The sequence below is a fragment of the Verrucosispora sp. WMMD1129 genome (assembly GCF_029581255.1).
Taxonomy (GTDB): domain Bacteria; phylum Actinomycetota; class Actinomycetes; order Mycobacteriales; family Micromonosporaceae; genus Micromonospora; species Micromonospora sediminimaris.
Map to the genome: position 1 here is coordinate 413,696 of NZ_CP120741.1, position 17,671 is coordinate 431,366.

Annotated in this window: 15 protein-coding genes and 1 pseudogene; 8 read left to right on the plus strand and 8 right to left on the minus strand. The window is 70.0% G+C overall.

Annotated features, from left to right (window positions below; all coding sequences use genetic code 11):
• Positions 1–50: 50 nt before the first annotated feature.
• From O7624_RS01925 to O7624_RS01935, 3 genes are all read right to left on the minus strand, one after another.
• Positions 51–2,318 carry a catalase gene (locus O7624_RS01925; protein ID WP_282238659.1) on the minus strand — a complete coding sequence of 756 codons (2,268 nt, stop codon included), beginning with the start codon at positions 2,316–2,318 and terminating at the stop codon, positions 51–53.
• A 103-nt stretch (positions 2,319–2,421) separates the two neighbouring features.
• On the minus strand, positions 2,422–2,919 hold the full coding sequence (locus O7624_RS01930; RefSeq protein WP_282238660.1) for an SRPBCC family protein: 498 nt from the start codon (positions 2,917–2,919) through the stop codon (positions 2,422–2,424).
• Positions 2,916–3,278: a metalloregulator ArsR/SmtB family transcription factor gene (locus O7624_RS01935; RefSeq protein WP_093402162.1), complete on the minus strand. Its 363-nt coding sequence runs from the start codon at positions 3,276–3,278 to the stop codon at positions 2,916–2,918. Before O7624_RS01935 ends, O7624_RS01930 begins: the two co-directional genes overlap by 4 nt.
• Before the next feature lie 134 nt (positions 3,279–3,412).
• On the opposite strand from O7624_RS01935, the gene O7624_RS01940 reads away from it, so the two are divergent.
• The 4 genes and pseudogenes from O7624_RS01940 to sthA all read left to right on the plus strand — a co-directional run bounded on the left by O7624_RS01940 (position 3,413) and on the right by sthA (position 6,748).
• Complete coding sequence (locus O7624_RS01940; RefSeq protein ID WP_093402161.1) at positions 3,413–4,372, plus strand: TIGR03557 family F420-dependent LLM class oxidoreductase; 960 nt, start codon at positions 3,413–3,415, stop codon at positions 4,370–4,372.
• A gap of 114 nt (positions 4,373–4,486) precedes the next feature.
• Positions 4,487–4,594 (plus strand): annotated as a pseudogene (locus O7624_RS30630) (hypothetical protein); the annotation flags it as partial.
• A gap of 32 nt (positions 4,595–4,626) precedes the next feature.
• Complete coding sequence (locus O7624_RS01945; protein WP_282240794.1) at positions 4,627–5,352, plus strand: hypothetical protein; 726 nt, start codon at positions 4,627–4,629, stop codon at positions 5,350–5,352.
• On the plus strand, positions 5,345–6,748 hold the full coding sequence (gene sthA / locus O7624_RS01950; protein ID WP_093402452.1) for a Si-specific NAD(P)(+) transhydrogenase: 1,404 nt from the start codon (positions 5,345–5,347) through the stop codon (positions 6,746–6,748). Before O7624_RS01945 ends, sthA begins: the two co-directional genes overlap by 8 nt.
• 342 nt (positions 6,749–7,090) lie before the next feature.
• Here the strand turns inward: sthA and aceB are convergent, their stop codons facing one another.
• Both aceB and aceA read right to left on the minus strand, forming a co-directional pair.
• Positions 7,091–8,701: a malate synthase A gene (gene aceB / locus O7624_RS01955; protein WP_093402158.1), complete on the minus strand. Its 1,611-nt coding sequence runs from the start codon at positions 8,699–8,701 to the stop codon at positions 7,091–7,093.
• Entirely contained in the window at positions 8,698–9,969 is a 1,272-nt protein-coding gene (aceA, locus tag O7624_RS01960) for an isocitrate lyase (RefSeq protein ID WP_093402157.1), read from the minus strand. Before aceA ends, aceB begins: the two co-directional genes overlap by 4 nt.
• Before the next feature lie 217 nt (positions 9,970–10,186).
• On the opposite strand from aceA, the gene O7624_RS01965 reads away from it, so the two are divergent.
• Together O7624_RS01965 and O7624_RS01970 are read left to right on the plus strand one after the other, a co-directional pair.
• Positions 10,187–11,581 (plus strand): short-chain fatty acyl-CoA regulator family protein, encoded by a 1,395-nt coding sequence (locus O7624_RS01965; protein WP_282238661.1) that lies wholly within the window; start codon positions 10,187–10,189, stop codon positions 11,579–11,581.
• A gap of 98 nt (positions 11,582–11,679) precedes the next feature.
• Positions 11,680–12,492 carry an endonuclease/exonuclease/phosphatase family protein gene (locus tag O7624_RS01970; protein ID WP_282238662.1) on the plus strand — a complete coding sequence of 271 codons (813 nt, stop codon included), beginning with the start codon at positions 11,680–11,682 and terminating at the stop codon, positions 12,490–12,492.
• A gap of 12 nt (positions 12,493–12,504) precedes the next feature.
• Here O7624_RS01970 and O7624_RS01975 read toward each other — a convergent pair whose 3' ends face one another.
• The 3 genes from O7624_RS01975 to O7624_RS01985 form a co-directional block, all read right to left on the minus strand.
• Positions 12,505–13,362 carry a DUF4253 domain-containing protein gene (locus tag O7624_RS01975; protein ID WP_282238663.1) on the minus strand — a complete coding sequence of 286 codons (858 nt, stop codon included), beginning with the start codon at positions 13,360–13,362 and terminating at the stop codon, positions 12,505–12,507.
• A 108-nt stretch (positions 13,363–13,470) separates the two neighbouring features.
• Positions 13,471–14,151: a TrkA family potassium uptake protein gene (locus O7624_RS01980; protein WP_210936969.1), complete on the minus strand. Its 681-nt coding sequence runs from the start codon at positions 14,149–14,151 to the stop codon at positions 13,471–13,473.
• The gene (locus tag O7624_RS01985) at positions 14,144–15,502 is read right to left on the minus strand and encodes a TrkH family potassium uptake protein (protein WP_282238664.1); all 1,359 of its coding nucleotides are present in this window, start codon (positions 15,500–15,502) and stop codon (positions 14,144–14,146) included. The genes O7624_RS01980 and O7624_RS01985 overlap by 8 nt, the downstream gene beginning before the upstream one ends.
• A gap of 272 nt (positions 15,503–15,774) precedes the next feature.
• On the opposite strand from O7624_RS01985, the gene O7624_RS01990 reads away from it, so the two are divergent.
• Together O7624_RS01990 and O7624_RS01995 are read left to right on the plus strand one after the other, a co-directional pair.
• Positions 15,775–16,764: a sigma-70 family RNA polymerase sigma factor gene (locus O7624_RS01990; RefSeq protein ID WP_282240513.1), complete on the plus strand. Its 990-nt coding sequence runs from the start codon at positions 15,775–15,777 to the stop codon at positions 16,762–16,764.
• A 65-nt stretch (positions 16,765–16,829) separates the two neighbouring features.
• Positions 16,830–17,669 carry an SgcJ/EcaC family oxidoreductase gene (locus O7624_RS01995; protein ID WP_282238665.1) on the plus strand — a complete coding sequence of 280 codons (840 nt, stop codon included), beginning with the start codon at positions 16,830–16,832 and terminating at the stop codon, positions 17,667–17,669.
• Positions 17,670–17,671 lie beyond the last annotated feature (2 nt).

Sequence of the window (17,671 nt, forward strand, 5' to 3'; positions counted from 1 at the left end):
ACCCTCCTGGGGGCGCTCACGGACCAAGATTCCTACGGCGTGGAGCCGGGTCAGGCGACGGGGGTGGGGGTGGGGAAGCGGTGCCAGACGCGGTGGTCGGCCATCAACTGCTGGACGGCGGTCAGGACGTCGCTGGCGGAGTCGCCGGTGACCACGCCCGGAGAGCCGGTGACGCCGACCTGCTCCAGCACCGTGACGCCGCTGCCCCACGCGCCGATGGCCTTGGCGTGCCGCCAGCACTCCTCCACCATCAGCAGGACCCGGGGGTCGACGGCGGTCGAGCCGGCTGCGCCCGCCTTGGCGTCGCGGGCCGGTATCGCGTCCGGGGCCGGTGCGGGCGCCGAGGCGAGCAGGAGCGCGTCGAGTTCGACCGAGCGGCCGGTGGCGAAGCTGCGTTGCGCGGGCAGATCGCCGATGGTTCCGCCGTGCGGCGCGATCAGCAGTGGCACCATGTCGGCGGCGAAGACCGCCTCGCGGACCGCCCGGACGCTGTCCAGGTCGACGTCGGGGTCGACGACGATGCCCACCATCCGCCCGTCGGCCGGCCACTGCCGGCCCACCTGGGACAGCGCGGGGCTGGGCTCGACGTCGGCCACCGGCACTGTCGGCTCCGGCGCGGGCAGACCGAGGCCGGTGGCCACCTGGGCGCAGAGCACCGGGTCGATGTTGGCCAGGCACTGGAGCTGCCGCTCCTTGATCGCCTGGTGGTAGCACTTGCCCAGCTCGAAGGTGTACGCCCGGATGATGTGTTCCCGCTCGACCGGGGACATGCTCAGCCAGAACAGGCGGGCCTGGCTGAAGTGGTCGTCGAACGAGGCCGGGTTGGCGCGTACCTTGGGAGCCTGCGCGACCTGCACCGGCACGTCGACGAACGCGTCGTCGTCCGCGCCGGCCGGGAACGGATTGCCACCGTCCAGGGAGTTCGGCCGGTACGGTGCCACGCCCGCGTGGACGGCCTGCTGGTGGAAGCCGTCGCGCAGCATGTCGTTGACCGCAGCGTGCGGCCGGTTGATCGGGATCTGCGCGAAGTTCGGCCCACCCAGGCGGGTCAACTGCGTGTCGACGTACGAGAAGAGCCGTCCCTGGAGCAGCGGGTCGTTGGTGACGTCGATGCCCGGCGGCAGGTGCCCCACGTGGAAGGCGACCTGCTCGGTCTCGGCGAAGAAGTTCGTCGGCGTGCGGTTCAGCGTGAGCTTGCCGACCGGCTGCACCGGTGCGAGTTCCTCCGGCACGATCTTCGTCGGATCGAGCAGGTCGATGCCGGCGAAGGTCTCCTCCGGCGTGTCGGGGAAGACCTGAAGGCCGAGTTCCCACTCGGGGAACGCACCGGCCTCGATGGCGTCGTAGAGGTCACGCCGGTGGAAGTCCGGGTCCATGCCGCCGAGCAGCTGGGCCTCCTCCCAGACCAGCGAGTGCACGCCCAGCTTCGGCTTCCAGTGGAACTTGGCCAGCACCGTCTCGCCCGCCGCGTTGACCAGTCGGAAGGTGTGGACGCCGAAGCCCTCCATGGTCCGGTAGGAGCGGGGGATGCCCCGGTCGGACATGTTCCACATGGTGTGGTGCTGGGCCTCGCTGTGCAGCGAGACGAAATCCCAGAAGGTGTCGTGCGCGCTCTGCGCCTGCGGGATCTCACGGTCGGGATGCGGCTTGCCGGCGTGGATGATGTCGGGAAACTTGATGGCGTCCTGGATGAAGAAGACCGGCATGTTGTTGCCGACCAGATCGAAGGTGCCCTCGTCGGTGTAGAACTTCGTGGCGAAGCCCCGGGTGTCGCGGACGGTGTCGGCCGAGCCCCGGGAACCGAGCACCGTGGAGAAGCGGACGAAGACCTCGGTGGTCCGCCCCTTGGCCAGGAAACCCGCCCGGGTGACCGCCTCGGCGGTGCCGTACGCGGTGAACTCGCCGTGCGCGCCCGCCCCGCGGGCGTGCACCACCCGCTCGGGGATCCGCTCATGGTCGAAATGGGTGATCTTCTCCCGCAGGTGGTGGTCCTGGAGCAGGACGGGCCCGCGCGGGCCCGCCTTGAGGGAGTGGGCGGTGTCCCGTAGCCGCGCACCCTGCGCGGTGGTGAGGAAGGCGCCCTGCTGGCCGTTGGCGGTGGCCGGCGCGCCGGTCTCGGCGCCGGTCGGCGTGCGGGTCTGCGGGGCACCCTGTTCGGGTTTCGGCGGCAGCGGCTCGTGCGGCGTCGTCGGCTCGTCGCGCGGCGGCGGGGCGCTGCCCGGCGCACCGGGCACCTGCGGGGTGAGGGCGTCGGTCACCTTCTCCGCCGCGGCTTCCACGACGTTCCTTACCGCCTCGGCGGGGTTGCGGGCGTTCATCTTGACAGGTACCTCCCTGGGACACGAGAGCCAGATGGCCAGGGCGGTACCCGGGGAAGACCGAGCAAAACGGAGCGAATGGCGCGGATGTGGGTATCTTCGATCACTCCGGCCGCAGTTGCTCGTAGTACGCCTTCATGGGCGGGTGGTAGTCGTCGAACGACGGCAACGCCGTGTCGTCGCGGGCGGCCACCAGACAGTCGAGGTAGTACTCCCAGCCCGGCCCCACCTCACCGATGCCATCGGCGTCGTCGAGGTGGTGGACGAAGCGCAGCTCGGTCCGCTCACCGTGGGAGGTCAGCAGCAGCTCCAGCACCCAGTGGCCGTACTCGTCGCGCATCGAGACGGCAAGCCGTCGGGGTGGCTCACACGCGTCGATCCGCAGATCTGACCAGGGCGCTTCCTCCTCCAGCGCCATCTGCACCCGGATGGTGCGGCCGGGCCCGGCGTCGCCCTCCCACGGGCCGAACCATCGTGCCGTGCGTTCCGACTCGGTGAGGCTGGCCCACACGTCGTCGATGGGGGCGGGGAACATGCGGGTGAGGACCAGGTCCATGCCGTTCTCGGTGCCGAAGAGTCGGCCGGTCGGTACACGGGTCATGCGGTGCGCTCCTGTGTGGCGGGTGGCGAGTCGCCGGATCGGCGGTCGCGGCGGGCACGGTAGACCTCGGTCTCCAAGGCGTCGAAGCGACGTTCCCAGAGCGCGGTCCGGGTGAACGGGGTCAGCCACCGGACCAACTCGGCGAGCCGGGTCGGATCCAGTTCGTAGAACCGCTGGCGGCCGACGACGGTGTCGCGGACCAGACCGCAGTCGCGCAGCACGCGCAGGTGTCGGCTGATCGCCGGGCGGCTGATCTCGAACTCCTCGGCGATCCGTCCGGCCGGCAGCTGACGCTCGCGCAGTAGTTCGAGGATGCGCCGCCGCACCGGGTCCGCGATCGCGGCGGCCACGTCGTCCACCGCCAAAGCGTAACCTATGGGTTACGCTTTTGGAGCCCAGGCAGCGGGCCGCAGCCTCCCAGAATTCGTCCTCGCACCGCCCGAACTAGTGCAAAGGTGGCAGAGACAGAGCTGATTCATGGTCGGGAGATCTGATGCGGATCGGATACAAGCTGTCCAGTGAGGGCTTCGGGCCGAACGAGATCATCCGGCAGGCGGTGCGCGCCGAGCAGGTGGGGTTCGACTTCGTCGAGATGAGTGATCACTTCCACCCCTGGCTGGACAGCCAGGGTCACTCGTCGTTCACCTGGACGGTGCTCGGGGCGATCGCCGCCCGGACCGACCGGCTCGAACTGGCGACCGGGGTCACCTGCCCGAGCGTGCGCTACCACCCGGCGATCATCGCTCAGGCCGCCGCCACACTCGCCCTGGTCTCCGACAACCGGTTCACCCTCGGCGTCGGCGCCGGCGAGCGCCTGAACGAACACGTCGTCGGCCAGGGCTTCCCAGGGGCGCGGGGGCGACACGAACGGCTCCGCGAGGCGCTAGAGATCATCCGACTGCTCTGGTCCGGCGGCTACCGGTCGTACGAGGGGAAGCATCTTCAACTGGACGATGCCCGCGTGTTCGACCTGCCCGATGAACTGCCCGTCATCGCCGTCGCCGCCAGCGGCGAGGCGTCCGTGACCATCGCCGCAGAACTCGGCGACGGCTTGTTCGCCACCGAGCCCGAAGCCGACCTCGTGCAGACGTACCAGCGACTCGGCGGACAGGGGCCACGCTACGCCGAGGTGCCACTGGCCTGGGCGCCCGACGAGCAGCAGGCCGTGCGGGCGGCCTGGGAGACCAGCCGCTGGGCGGTCACCGGCTGGAAGGTGATGAGCGAACTGCCGAACCCGGTTAACTTCGACGCGGCCTCGCGTACCGTCACCGAAGACGACATCCGGCAGCAGTTCGCCGTCGGTCCCGACCCGGACGTGCACGTCCAGGCCGTGCGGACGTACGTCGACGCGGGCTTCGACCACATCGTGCTGCAGAACGCCGGTCCCGACCCCGACGGCTTCCTCGACTTCTTCCAGGACGTTCTCGCCACCCGGCTGCGGTCCCTCGGCTGACCTGCGCACCGGCCGGCATCGGCCGGTGTGGCGAGGATTGACACCGCCGACAGTGACGTGATGTGCTCCCAGCGTAGCGATAATGACAACCGTGATCATTACCTGAGGAGGAGCATGTCTCTCACCGTGCCGCCGAGCCTGCTGCGTGCCGCCGAGTCCGGCCCCGTCGATGACGAGGACTTCGTGGCCTGTGTCCGCGAGTCGCTGCCGTACGGCTGGCGGCAACCGGCGAGTTCAGTGCCGAGGATCTGGGGGTGGCCTGCTACCACTCCAAGGTCGGCGCGGTGGAGCTGCTGCTGAACCACCTGCTCGACGGCCCCGACGAGTACGTGGTGGTGGACATGACCGCCGGCGCCGACTCCTTCGCCTCAGGGCTGTTCACCCGCTTCGACCGCACCTTCCTGGTCTGCGAGCCGACCGTGCGCAGCGTCAGCGTCTACCGCCAGTACGCCGGCTACGCCCGCGACTACGGGGTGGCCCTGTCGGTGATCGGTAACAAGGTCGAGGACGCCACCGATGTGGAGTTCCTCCGCGAGCACGTCGGCGCCGACCTGCTGACCTGGATGAGCCGGTCAGCCTACGTGCGCCGCGCCGAGCGCGGCACGGTCGGCCCGCTGGACGACCTGGAGGAGCCGAACCGGGCCGTGCTGAGCCTGATGGCCGACGCCGTCGACGGCACCACCCAGGACTGGACAGCGTTCACCCGGTGGGCCACGAGTTCCACCGACGCAACGCCGAGGCGTGGGCCAACGAGCGCGCCGGAATCGACCTCACCACGCAGATCGACCCGGACTTCCGGATGGGACCGGCCGCGCTGGCCGGCGCGGTCTCCCACGCCTGAGGCACCGCGCTGCCGGGCCGGCTCGCGTCGTGCCCGGCGGCCAGTCGCGTTTGTTCCAACCTGGTTAACGTCACCTGCCGCGTACGCGACAGGTCTGGCGCCGGGCGCGACATCTTGCGACGCTGGTGATCGTGTATGACTACGACCTGTTGGTGCTGGGCTCCGGACCCAGCGGTCAGAAGGCCGCCATCGCCGCCGCGAAGCTTGGCCGGCGGGTCGGCCTGGTGGAGCGGCGCGACATGCTCGGCGGGGTGTGCATCAACACCGGCACCGTGCCCTCCAAGACCCTGCGCGAGGCCGTGCTCTACCTGACCGGCCTCAGCCAGCGAGACCTCTACGGCAGCAGCTACCGGGTCAAGGACGAGATCACGGTAAGCGATCTGGCCGCCCGGACCCAGCACGTCATCAACCGGCAGACCGATGTCATCCGCAACCAGTTGGCCCGCAACCGGGTCGCGATCATCACCGGCACCGGGCGGTTCGCCGACGCCCATTCGGTCTGGGTGGACGGCGACTCCGGACGCGAATCCAAGGTCACCTTCGACAAGGCCATCATCGCCGCCGGCACCCGGCCGGCCCGGCCCGACAGCGTCGACTTCGACGACCGGACCATCGTGGACTCCGACGGTGTCATCAACCTCCAGGCCGTACCCCGCAGCATGGTCGTGGTCGGCGCGGGCGTGATCGGCATGGAGTACGCCTCGATGTTCGCCGCGCTCGGCACGAAGGTCACCGTGGTCGAACGCCGGGAGCGGATGCTGGACTTCTGCGACGAGGAGGTCGTCGAGTCGCTGAAGTATCACCTGCGGGACCTGTCCGTGACATTCCGCTTCGGCGAGGAGGTGGCCTCGGTCGAGAAGCACCAGACCGCCGCGTTGTGTGTCCTCAAGAGCGGCAAGAAGATCGTCGCGGACACCGTCATGTACTCGGCCGGCCGGCAGGGCCAGACCGACGGGCTGGACCTGGCCGCGGCCGGGTTGACCGCGGACCGGCGCGGTCGTATCGAGGTCGACGCGAACTACCGCACCGCGGTGGAGAACATCTACGCCGTCGGCGACGTGATCGGCTTCCCGGCGTTGGCCTCGACGTCGATGGAGCAGGGACGGTTGGCCGCGCAGCACGCCTGCGGCGAGCCGGACCGCCCGATGCACGAGTTGCAGCCGATCGGCATCTACACCATCCCGGAGATCAGCTTCGTCGGAAAGACCGAGGAGGAGCTGACCGACAGCGCGACTCCGTTCGAGGTGGGCATCGCCCGCTACCGCGAACTGGCGCGCGGCCAGATCGTGGGTGACTCGTACGGCATGTTGAAGCTGCTCGTCTCGCCGGAGGACGGTCGACTGCTCGGCGTGCACGTCTTCGGCACCGGCGCCACCGAGATCGTCCACATCGGGCAGACGGTGATGGGCTGCGGCGGCACGGTGGAGTACCTGGTCGACACGGTGTTCAACTACCCGACGCTGGCCGAGGCGTACAAGGTGGCCGCCCTGGACGCATCCAACAAGATCCGCAACATCACCCGGATCGACGGCTGACACCTCACCCTCAGTAACAGCAGACTCGATAGTGAACAGTCACTTGGCGTGACAGCCACACCCGCCCGGCCACTTACCCCTTTCCGCACTTTGCTCTGCTTCAACCAACGCAGCAGTGACTGAGCTGGGCAAACTCCAGCGGCCGTAGTCGACCGGCTCGGCGATCAGTCACTTCGTGTAACCGTTGCGTGGGTTGAAGCAGAGCAAAGCAGGCGGGGTGGGAGGTAGGTGGGCGGGCGGGGAGGCGGATACGGATGGTGAACGGCCGCGCGGCCGGTGCCTCCGGGTGCCCGTCGCGGTCCCTGGTCCAGCCGAAGCCGGCCAGGGACCGCGACACAGGGCCTAGGCAGCTGCCAGGGCCGGCTCCCGGGTGGGCCGCAGGTGCCGGGCGTACGCGCTGGTGGTGAAGAACGACGGCAGGTCCTCGGCGAGGGCGGTCTCCTCGACGATCCGCGCGGCCTGCTCGGCGCGTTCCCGCTCGACGCCCTCGCGCCCCTCGGTCACCGTGGCCAGCTCCTCGGCGAGCATCGAGCGGACCAGTTCCTCGGTCACCGATCCCCCGCCGGCCAGCGGGGTGCCGTGGTGCAGCCACTGCCACAGCTGGCAGCGGGCGATCTCGGCGGTGGCCGCGTCCTCCATCAGGTTCCACAGCGCCACCGCGCCCGTGCCGCCGAGCCAGGCGTCGATGTAGCGCAGCGCCACCGCCACGTTGGCCCGTACCCCCGCCTCGGTGACCTGTCCCGGGGTCTTGTCCACCGAGAGCAGCTCGGCGGCGGTGACCGTCACCTCGTCGCGGCGCCGGTCCAGCTGGTTCGGGCGCTCGCCCAGCACCCCGTCGAAGACCTCCCGGCAGGTCGCCACCAGCCCGGGGTGGGCCACCCAGGACCCGTCGAAGCCGTCGCCGGCCTCGCGCTGCTTGTCCGCCCGCACCTTGCGCAACGCGTCCTCGTTGACCTGCGGGTCGCGGGCCGGGACGAAGGCGGCCATCCCGCCGATCGCGTGCGCGCCACGCCGGTGGCAGGTGCGCACCAGCAGTTCGGTGTACGCGCGCATGAACGGCACGGTCATCGTCACCGCGGCGCGGTCCGGCAGGATGAAGTCCGGCCACTGGCCGAAGTTCTTGATGATGCTGAAGATGTAGTCCCACCGGCCGGCGTTCAGACCCGCCGAGTGCTCGCGCAGCTCGTAGAGGATCTCCTCCATCTCGAACGCGGCGGTGATCGTCTCGATCAGCGTGGTGGCCCGGATGGTGCCCTGTGGCAGCCCGAGGTAGCGCTGGGCGAAGACGAAGATGTCGTTCCACAGCCGCGCCTCGCGGTGGCTCTCCAACTTCGGCAGGTAGAAGTACGGGCCCTTCCCGGCGTCGAGCTGCCGCCGGGCGCAGTGGAACAGGTACAGCCCGAAGTCGACCAGGCTGGCCGAGATCGGCCGCCCGTCAACCACGATCCCCTTCTCCACCAGGTGCCAGCCGCGCGGCCGGACCACGATCGTGGCCAACTCGTCGCCGAGCGCGTACCGCTTGCCACGCGCGTCGGTGAAGTCGATCCGGCGGTCCAGCGCGTCGATCAGGTTGAGCTGACCGCCGATGACGTTGTGCCAGGTCGGCGCGGTGGCGTCCTCGAAGTCGGCGAGCCACACCTTGGCGCCGGAGTTCAACGCGTTGATGGTCATCTTCCGGTCCGGCGGCCCGGTGATCTCGACTCGCCGATCCTCCAGACCGGGCGCGGGCGACGCCACCTGCCAGGTCGGATCGTCGCGGACAGCGGCGGTCTCCGGCAGGAAGTCGGGCAGCTGACCGGTGGCGTAGCGGTCGCGACGGGCCCGGCGGGTATCCAGCAGGGCCACCCGGCGGGCGGCGAACTCGCTGTCCAGCGCGACCAGGAAGTCCAGCGCCTCGCCGGTGAGGACCTCGTCGAAGCGTTCGGCCATCGGGCCGATGATCTCGTATCTCATGCGAACTGCTCCTCCTCCGTGGAGCCACGCAGCGCGGTGGTCTCGGCGGCCGGGTTGAGCACCGTGCTGATCAGGTCGAAGTAACCGGTACCCACCTCGCGCTGGTGCTTGACCGCGGTGTAGCCGGCCGGCTCGGCCGCGAACTCCCGCTCCTGGAGCGAAACGTACGCCGACATGCCGTCGGCCGCGTAGCCCCGGGCCAGGTCGAACATCGAGTAGTTGAGGGCATGGAAGCCGGCCAGGGTGATGAACTGGAACTTGTATCCCATGTGACCGAGTTCCCGCTGGAACTTGGCGATGGTCGCGTCGTCGAGGTGCTTGCGCCAGTTGAACGACGGCGAGCAGTTGTAGGCGAGCAGCTGGTCCGGGTACTCCTCCTTGATCGCCTCGGCGAAACGCCGAGCGACCTCCAGGTCCGGCGTGCTGGTCTCCATCCAGAGCAGGTCGGCGTGCGGCGCGTACGCCAGGCCACGGGCGATGCACGGCTCGACGCCGTTGCGGACCCGGTAGAAGCCCTCCGCGGTGCGCTCGCCGGTGACGAACGGCTGGTCCCGCTCGTCGACGTCGGTGGTGAGCAGCGTGGCGGCCTGGGCGTCGGTGCGGGCGATGACGACCGATGGCACGCCCGCCACGTCGGCGGCCAACCGCGCCGCTTCCAGGGTGCGGATGTGCTGGCCGGTGGGGATGAGCACCTTCCCGCCGAGGTGACCGCACTTCTTCTCGCTGGCGAGCTGGTCCTCCCAGTGCACGCCGGCTGCGCCGGCCGCGATCATCGCGTTCATCAGCTCGTACGCGTTTAGCACTCCGCCGAAGCCGGCCTCGGCGTCGGCGACGATCGGTGCCAGCCAGTCGATGCCGGAGTTGTCGCCCTCGGCGGTGGTGATCTGGGCGGCGCGGAGCAGGGCGTTGTTGATCCGGCGCACCACCGCAGGCACCGAGTTGGCCGGGTACAGGCTCTGGTCGGGGTAGGTGTGCCCGGCGAGGTTCGCGTCGGCGGCAACCTGCCAGCCGGAGAGGTAGATCGCCTTGAGCCCGGCCCGGACCATCTGCACGGCCTGGTTGCCGGTGAGGGCACCGAGGGCGTGGATGTAGTCCTCGCTGTTCAGCAACCGCCACAGCCGGTTCGCGCCGTGTCGGGCCAGGGTGTGCTCCTCCTGGATCGCGCCACGCAACCGCACCACGTCCTCAGCGCGATAGCTGCGTCGCACACCCCGCCAGCGGGGGTTGGTGTCCCATTCGTGCTGCAACTGCTCGACTGCGGTAACCATCGTTGCTCATTCCCTTCGAATTCCGTCGTCACCTGGTGACGCTGCGCGAGACGCCGGGTCGCCGGGTGTGTTGCCCACGGTCACACGGCACGCCGGAGGTGGTCGAGGGACGGAAAAAGCCAATTATTGAAAAGTCGACGGGCGATTCTGCGAAGTTGTGAAAGCGCCTATTCGCAGCAGTGCTAATGTGGCCGGATCAGACTGCCGGACCAGGGAGGTGAGGGCCGTCGCCAGGACCTTCGCCGGGGCCCGGCTACGCCGGATGCGCGAGGAGCGTGGGCTGAGTCAGACGGAGCTGGCCCGACACCTCAGCATCTCCCCCAGCTATCTCAACCAGATCGAACACGACAGCCGGCCGCTGACCGTCCCGGTGCTGTTGCGCATCACCGAACTGTTCGGCGTCGACCCGACCGTGTTCGCCGCGCACGACACCCCGCGGCTGGTCGCCGGGCTGCGCGAGGCCCTGCCCGGCCGCGCCGGGCTGACCGAACTCACCGAACTGGCCAACCGGCTGCCGGAGGTCGCCGCGGCGGTCATCGAGCTGCACCGTCGCTACCAGCAAGCCGACGAGCAGCTCGCCGAGCTGGTCGGCGACCGCGAGCGGATCGGTCGCAGCCCGCACGACCAGGTCACCGAGTTCTTCTACCGGCGGCAGAACTACGTACCGGATCTCGACGAGGAGGCCGAGCGGCTGGCCGGGCGGATGGCGCTGCGTCGCGGCGAGGTCCGCGCCCTGCTCCGCGACCGGCTGGCGCAGCGGCACGGCGTACACGTCACCCGCGAGGAAGCCGCCGCGCTCGGCGGTGAGCTGCACCGGTACCGCCCGCAGACCCGCACCCTGCACCTGTCCACGTCGCTGCGCGCCGGACAGGAGGCGATGCGGATGGCGGCACAGATCGCGCTGCTGGAGTTCGCCGACGTGATCGACGAGATCGTCGAGTCGGAGGAGTTCGACGACGTGCAGACCCAGATCCTCACCCGGGTCGGCCTGGCCAACTACTTCGCGGCGGCGCTGATCCTGCCGTACGAACACTTCCTGGCCGCCGCCGAGCAGCGTCGGTACGACATCGACCTGCTCACCCAGCACTACGCGATGGGCTGGGAGACGGTCTGCCACCGGCTCAGCACCTTGCAGCGGCCCCGGGCGCGTGGCGTGCCGTTCTCCTTCGTCCGGGTCGACCGGGCCGGCAACATGTCGAAACGCCAGTCGGCCACCGGTTTCCCGTTCTCGCGTACCGGCGGCACCTGTCCGCTGTGGACGGTATACGAGGCGTTCGGCGCGCCGGGGCGGGTGGTGACCCAGGTCGCCGCGATGCCGGACGGGCAGCGTTATCTGTGGATCGCCCGCACCATCACCCGGCACCACGGCGGCTACGGCCAACCCGGCAAGGTGTACGCAATCGGGCTGGGCTGCGAGGTGCGGCACGCCAGCCGGCTGGTCTACTCCACCGGAATGGACCTGCACGCGGCAGAGGCCGCGACCCCGATCGGGCCCGGCTGCAAGACCTGCGAGCGGATGACCTGCCCACAGCGGGCCGCCCCGCCGATCAGCCGACAACTGGACGTGGACGAGAATCGCAGCACCTTCATCCCGTACCCGTTGCGGACCTGACCCCCGGACCACCGCCCAACGGTACGGATACACTTTCAGCCCCTCCGCGAGCCCAGGGCTGGTGCATGGTTTCTCGTCCGACAGTTCCGCGGCCACTGGTGGCCGCCATCGCCCTGCTCTCGGTCGCCGTGCTGCTGGCCGGCTGCTCGGTCGTCGCACCTGTCGCACCGGCACCGCTGCGGGTGCTCCAGCTGAACCTGTGCAACAGCGGCATGGCCACGGGCTGCTACACCGGCCGCTCGGTGGCCCGGGCCGCCGAGGTGATCCGGGCCGAGGCCCCCGACATCGTCACCCTCAACGAAATCTGCTCCGGCGACGTGGACACCCTGGAACGGGCGATGACGGAGGTGCACGACGGCACGGTGGTGGCCGCCTTCCAGCCGGCGCGAAACGGCCGCACCGGCGAGCCGTACCGCTGCGTCAACGGGCAGCAGTACGGCGTCGGGGTGCTTACGCACATCGCGGCACCCGCCGGCGACCACGAGGTGCACGCCGGGATCTACCCGGCACAGGACCCGGCCGACCCCGAGCAGCGGGCCTGGCTCTGCGTCGAGGCCCGCACCCTCTTCTTCGCCTGCACCACCCACCTGGCGTACACCAGCTCGACGCTGGCCCTCGCCCAGTGCGTGCACCTGGTCGGCACGGCGATCCCGCAGTTGCACGCCGACGGTCGCTACCGGCCGACCGTGGTTAGCGGCGACCTCAACCTGCGGCAGGGTGGCACGCCCGACGTGCGCTCCTGCGTACCGGAGGACTACCGCCACCGGCACGACGGCGGGGTGCAGCAGTTCATGGCCACGGCGGACCTGCGGATCGAGGCGACCAGGTCGGTCAGCATGGAACGGACAACCGACCACGCGGCCTTTCTGGTGACGCTCACCCTGCCCGGTGAGGGCGACCCCGCCCACTGAGGACCACCCGGGTCAGTCCCACCAGAACGCCCAGGTCGGCGCGTCGACGATGCGTTCGGCGTAGGCGGCCAGGGTGCACGGCCGCTGCCCCTGCCAGACGTTGTCGGGGCAGAAGGCGAAATGCTCGGCCGCCACCCGCAACGCCTCCGTGGTCTCCTCCGGAGGCGCGGCGACGCTCAGATACAGCTCGGCGAAGCCGACCCCGATCACCCGGACACCGAACCGGTCCTCCCAGCTGCGCAGCACGGCCGACAGCAGCCCGGGATCGTTCGTGTGGTTGACCGCGCCCAGCCAGCCGAGGACGGCCAGGGCGTCGCTGCCCCGCTCGGCGGGGACCAGGCCCAGGCGCATCGCCGGTTGGGCCAGCGACAGCTGCTCGGCCCAGTGGTCCGCGTGCCGCTCCGGCGTCGTCCACGGCTCGCCGGGCGGCGCCAGCCCCGGCCAGTCCAGCCCGTACGGGGCGGTCACGGCGACCCGCCGCTCGTTGGACAGCTGGTCGTCACCGTCGTAGGGGGCCGTCTGGCCGGCCCACCAACCGGCGAGCAGCCGCTCCGGATCGTGCTCGGCCGGCGACGAGCCGCGCTCGGGCCAGAACTCGCCGTCCTCCCAGGGCCGCGTCGGCTCACCGTCGTAGCCGTCCAGCAGCAACGGCCACAACCCCGACTGCGCGTGCGCCGCGTGCAACCGCGCCCACAGCCCGGCCGGAGCCGGATCGTCGCTCAGCCACAGCGTGGGCCGGTCCGCCTCGCCCCCGTCGCCACGGATCGTCCGGCCGGGCGGCAGCGGCACGGGCAGTGTCCGGGGACGCGCAGCGGCGTCCACGAACAACTCCAGCAGGTCGGGCGGCATCTCGTTCAGCTGTGCGGTCACGACGCGTGAGGATAGCCGTCAAGTCCGACAATCCTCCGCGACAGGCCGGCCGGTCGCCGGGCGGTGGACGCAGCCGAGAAGCCGGACCGCCATCACGGTCAGGCCCGCTCACTCCGCAGCGGCGAATCTCTCGACGTTGTCGACCGGGCCGACCACCAGGATCAGGTCTCCGTAGCTCAGCACGGTGTCGGGGGTCGCGTGGGTGAAACCCGGCCGTCGCCCGCCCACGGCCGCCTCCGGCTTCACCGCCACCACGGTCACCCCCCACCGGCTGCGCAGCCGGGACTCACGCAGCGGCATGCCGACCACGTCGTGCGGCGGCTTGGTCTTGATGACCGCGAAGTCCGCGTCCACCTCCACGTAGTCGAGAATGCGGCCGGTGAGCAGATGGGCGGTGCGTTCACCCATGTCGTGCTCGGGCGCGATGACGTGATGGGCGCCGACGCGAGTCAGGATGTTGCGATGCTGGCCGCTGACGGCCTTGGCCCAGATGTCGGGGATGCCGAGTTCCGAGAGCAGGCTGGTGGTCAGGATGCTGGCCTGGATGTCGGTGCCGATCGCGACCACCGCCCGGTGGAAGTCGCCGACACCGAGTTGCCGCAACGCCTCGATGTCGGTCGAGTCCGCGGTGATCACGTGCGGAAGCTGCCCGACGAGGCTCTGCACGGTCTTCGGCTGGTTGTCGATGCCGAGCACCTCGGTACCCCGCTTGGCCAGTTCGAGAGCCAGCGCGCTGCCGAAGCGGCCCAGACCGATCACGACGACCGGCTCGTTACGGATGTCAGCCAACGATCGTCCTCTCCTCGGGTAGTTCGAAACGACGGTTACGGTCCCGCAGCGCCAGCGCGGACGCCAACGTGAGCGGTCCGATCCGGCCGGCGAACATCAGCAGTACGAGCAGCACGTCGGCCTGCGGCGGCAGGTCAGCGGTGATGCCGGTGGACAGGCCGACGGTGCCGAACGCCGACACCGCCTCGAACAGGACCGCGTCGAGCCGGTACGGGGTGATGGCCAGCAGGATGAAGGTGGCCACGGCCACCGTGCCCGCGCTGAGCAGAACGATCGCGAGAGCCTGACGCTGGTTGCTGGCAGGAATCCGGCGGTGGCCCACGTTCACCTGGGTCTCGCCCCGCATCTCGGACCACAGCACGAAGGCGAGCAGTCCGAAGGTGGTGACCTTGATGCCGCCGGCCGTCCCCGCGCTGCCACCGCCGATGAACATCAGCACGTCGCTGGCGAGCAGGCTCTCCGGACGCATCGCACCGATGTCGACGCTGTTGAAACCGGCGGTACGTGTCATCGCGGAGGCGAAGAACCCGGCGAGCAGTTTCTGCGGACCGCCGAGCGGGCCGAACGTGCCCGGATTCGCATACTCGGCGAAAGTGAACACCACGGTGCCGATCGCCAGCAGCGCGACGGTCAGCGCGACGGTGATCCGGGTCGTCACCGACCAGTACGCCGGGCGACGCCAGGTGCGGACCAGTTCGAACACGACCGGAAATCCCAGCCCACCGAGGATGACCGCCGCCGTGACGGTCAGGGTGATCCAAGGGTCGGCCACGTAACCCATCAGGCTGTCCGCGTACGTGGAGAAGCCGGCGTTGTTGAACGCGGAGATGGCGTGGAACACACCCTCGTAGAGCGCTGTACCGAACGGGCGCTGGTACGCGGTGGCGAACCGGATGGTGAGCAGCGTCGCTACCACTGCCTCGCTGACCAGGCTGAACACGACGATGCGACGCACCACGTCGCGTACGTCGCCCAGGTTGAGACTCTTGGTCTCCGCCTGTGCGAGGAAGCGGGCACGTAGCCCGAGCCGACGCGACAGCAGCACGGTGAACAGCGTGGCCAGGGTCATGATCCCGAGGCCACCGATCTGAATGAGCAGCAGGATGACCACCTGCCCGAAGGTGGACCAGTAGCTGCCGGTGTCGACGGTGACCAGGCCGGTGACGCACACCGCCGAGGTGGCGGTGAAGAGTGCGTCCACCAGTTCGGTGCGACTTCCCGATCGCGTCGCCCAGGGCAGGGACAGCAGACCGGTGCCCACCATGATCGCTCCGGCGAAGCCCACGGCGATCATCTGCGCCGGATGTCGAAACCGGTCACCACGTCGCTGCCAGGCGGGCCGTCGGGTCAACGGGCGCACGATCGGCCGCCCGACCTTTGCTCGCGCCGGCTGGGACGATCCGAGGTGCTGACAACCCGTCCGACGAACCGGTCCACCGGTCGCCTCTGGTCAGCAGCGATCACCATAGGGCGCATCCTCCCACGGTCGAACCGTCCCGGTCCCGGCCCGGCAGGTGCAGGTGACCGGCGCATCAAGGTCCGGCGGCGTACCGTGCCGGTGTGGAGCCTGATCGGACGTCCGGGCAGCGACCGCGCCGGACGGAAGGGTCGGAGGCGGAGCTGCTGTCGGCGGCACGCGCCGGCGACGGTGCGGCGTTCGGCCTTCTGGTCGGGTCGCTGCGCGACGAGTTGCGGGCGCACTGCTACCGGATGCTGGGCTCGTTGCACGACGCGGAGGACGCGGTACAGGACACGCTCGATCGGGCCTGGCGCGGTCTGGATCGCCTCGACGACCATGCCGGGATCCGGCCCTGGCTGTACCGGATCGCGACGAACCGGGCGTTGACCCTGATCGGGCGGCGACACCGGCGGGAGCTGCCCACCGACCTACGCGCCGACACCAGGCCGACGAGCGAGGTCGCCTGGTTGGAGCCGTACCCGGATCGGCTGATGGCCTGGGCCGACCACCTGGGCCCGGCAGCTCGGGTGATCGCCCGGGAGAGCGTCGAGCTGGCGTTCGTCACCGCGCTGCAACACCTGTCAGCCCGGCAACGCGCGGTCCTGCTGCTGCGTGACGTGCTCGGTTATCCGGCCCGCGAGGTCGCCGACCTGCTGGACACCACGGTCGTGGCGGTCAACAGTGCGTTGCGGCGGGCCCGTGCGGTGCTCGCCGGCCTACTGCCGGACCGGACCCAGCAACGAGCCCTCGGCGCGCTCGGCGACCCCGCGCGGCGCGATCTCGCCCGGCGGTACGCGGCAGCCTGGGAGACCGGTGACGTCGAGACCCTGGTGGCGATGTTGACCGAGGACGCACGCTACTCGATGCCGCCGCAACGGGTCTGGTACCAGGGTCGCAGCGCGATCCGCGGCTTCCTCGCCGAGGCGGTGCTGTCACACCGCTGGCGGTTCCTGCCGGCCTCGGCGAACGGACAGCTGGCCCTCGGCACGTACCTCTGGGACGACGCCCAGGCAGGCTACCGGCCGGCTGGTCTGGATCTGCTGACGCTGGATGGCAGCCGGGTCAGCGAGGTGGTCTCCTTCCTCGACGCACCGTTCCCGGAGTTCGGCCTGCCCGCCCGACTTTCCGAGGACGACCTGGCCACCTCGCGGTGAGTTCGCGTGCCGCCCGGGGTTGTAGGGGTGACGGACCCGATCGACCCGGAAGGACCGAGCCGAGCATGAGCCACGAGGAACAGATTCGCGAACTGATCGAACGCTGGGCCAGGGCGGTACACCGGGGGGACCTAGGCACGGTCCTCGCCGACCACGCCGAGGACATCGTGATGTTCGACGTGCCGCCGCCGCAGCAGGGAGTGCGTGGCCTCGACGCGTACCGGCAGACCTGGCTTCCGTTCTTCCGCTGGCAGGCTCAGGGTGCGTCGTTCGACATCGAGTCGCTGGAGGTCACCGCCGGCGACGAGGTGGCATTCGCGTACGCCCTGCTGCGCTGCGGCACGCCGGCGGACCTGGCCGAGGCGCCCGACCGGCGGTTGCGCCTCACCCTGGGCCTACGCCGCCACGACGACCGTTGGGTGGTCACCCACGAGCATCATTCGTTCGCCCTCGACCCGGCACCCGACCGGGACTCCGCCTCCGACGAGCGGGAACTGTACGAGTTGCACGAGCGGTGGTTCGCCGCGACGGCGGCCAAGGACCTCGACGCCCTGATGGAGCCGATCGCCGCCGATGTCGTGTCGTACGAGCACGAGGCGCCGCTACGGTACGTCGGGGAACCGGCGGTACGCGAGGTCTGCCAGGCCGGCCTCGACGCCTCGGGTGACGGTGCGGTGAGCTGGGAGGTGCCCGACCAGACGCTCATGGTCGACGGTGATCTCGCCGTGTCGTGGGGCCTGAACCGGGTACGGGTCATCCGCTCCGGTGACGCGACCATCGAGAGCTGGTCGCGCGGTACCCGAGTGTTCGCCCGAAGCGACGGCGGCTGGCAACTGGTGCACCAGCACCTGTCCTACCCGTTCGACCCGGCGACCGGTGCCGCCCGGACCGACCTGCTTCCCTGAGC

Excerpts from the sequence above, each read along its gene's own strand:
- O7624_RS01925 (WP_282238659.1), bottom strand. The coding sequence starts at position 2,318 with ATGAACGCCCGCAACCCCGCCGAGGCGGTAAGGAACGTCGTGGAAGCC.
- O7624_RS01930 (WP_282238660.1), bottom strand. The coding sequence starts at position 2,919 with ATGACCCGTGTACCGACCGGCCGACTCTTCGGCACCGAGAACGGCATG.
- O7624_RS01940 (WP_093402161.1), top strand. The coding sequence starts at position 3,413 with ATGCGGATCGGATACAAGCTGTCCAGTGAGGGCTTCGGGCCGAACGAG.
- aceB (WP_093402158.1), bottom strand. The coding sequence starts at position 8,701 with ATGAGATACGAGATCATCGGCCCGATGGCCGAACGCTTCGACGAGGTC.
- aceA (WP_093402157.1), bottom strand. The coding sequence starts at position 9,969 with ATGGTTACCGCAGTCGAGCAGTTGCAGCACGAATGGGACACCAACCCC.
- O7624_RS01995 (WP_282238665.1), top strand. The coding sequence starts at position 16,830 with ATGAGCCACGAGGAACAGATTCGCGAACTGATCGAACGCTGGGCCAGG.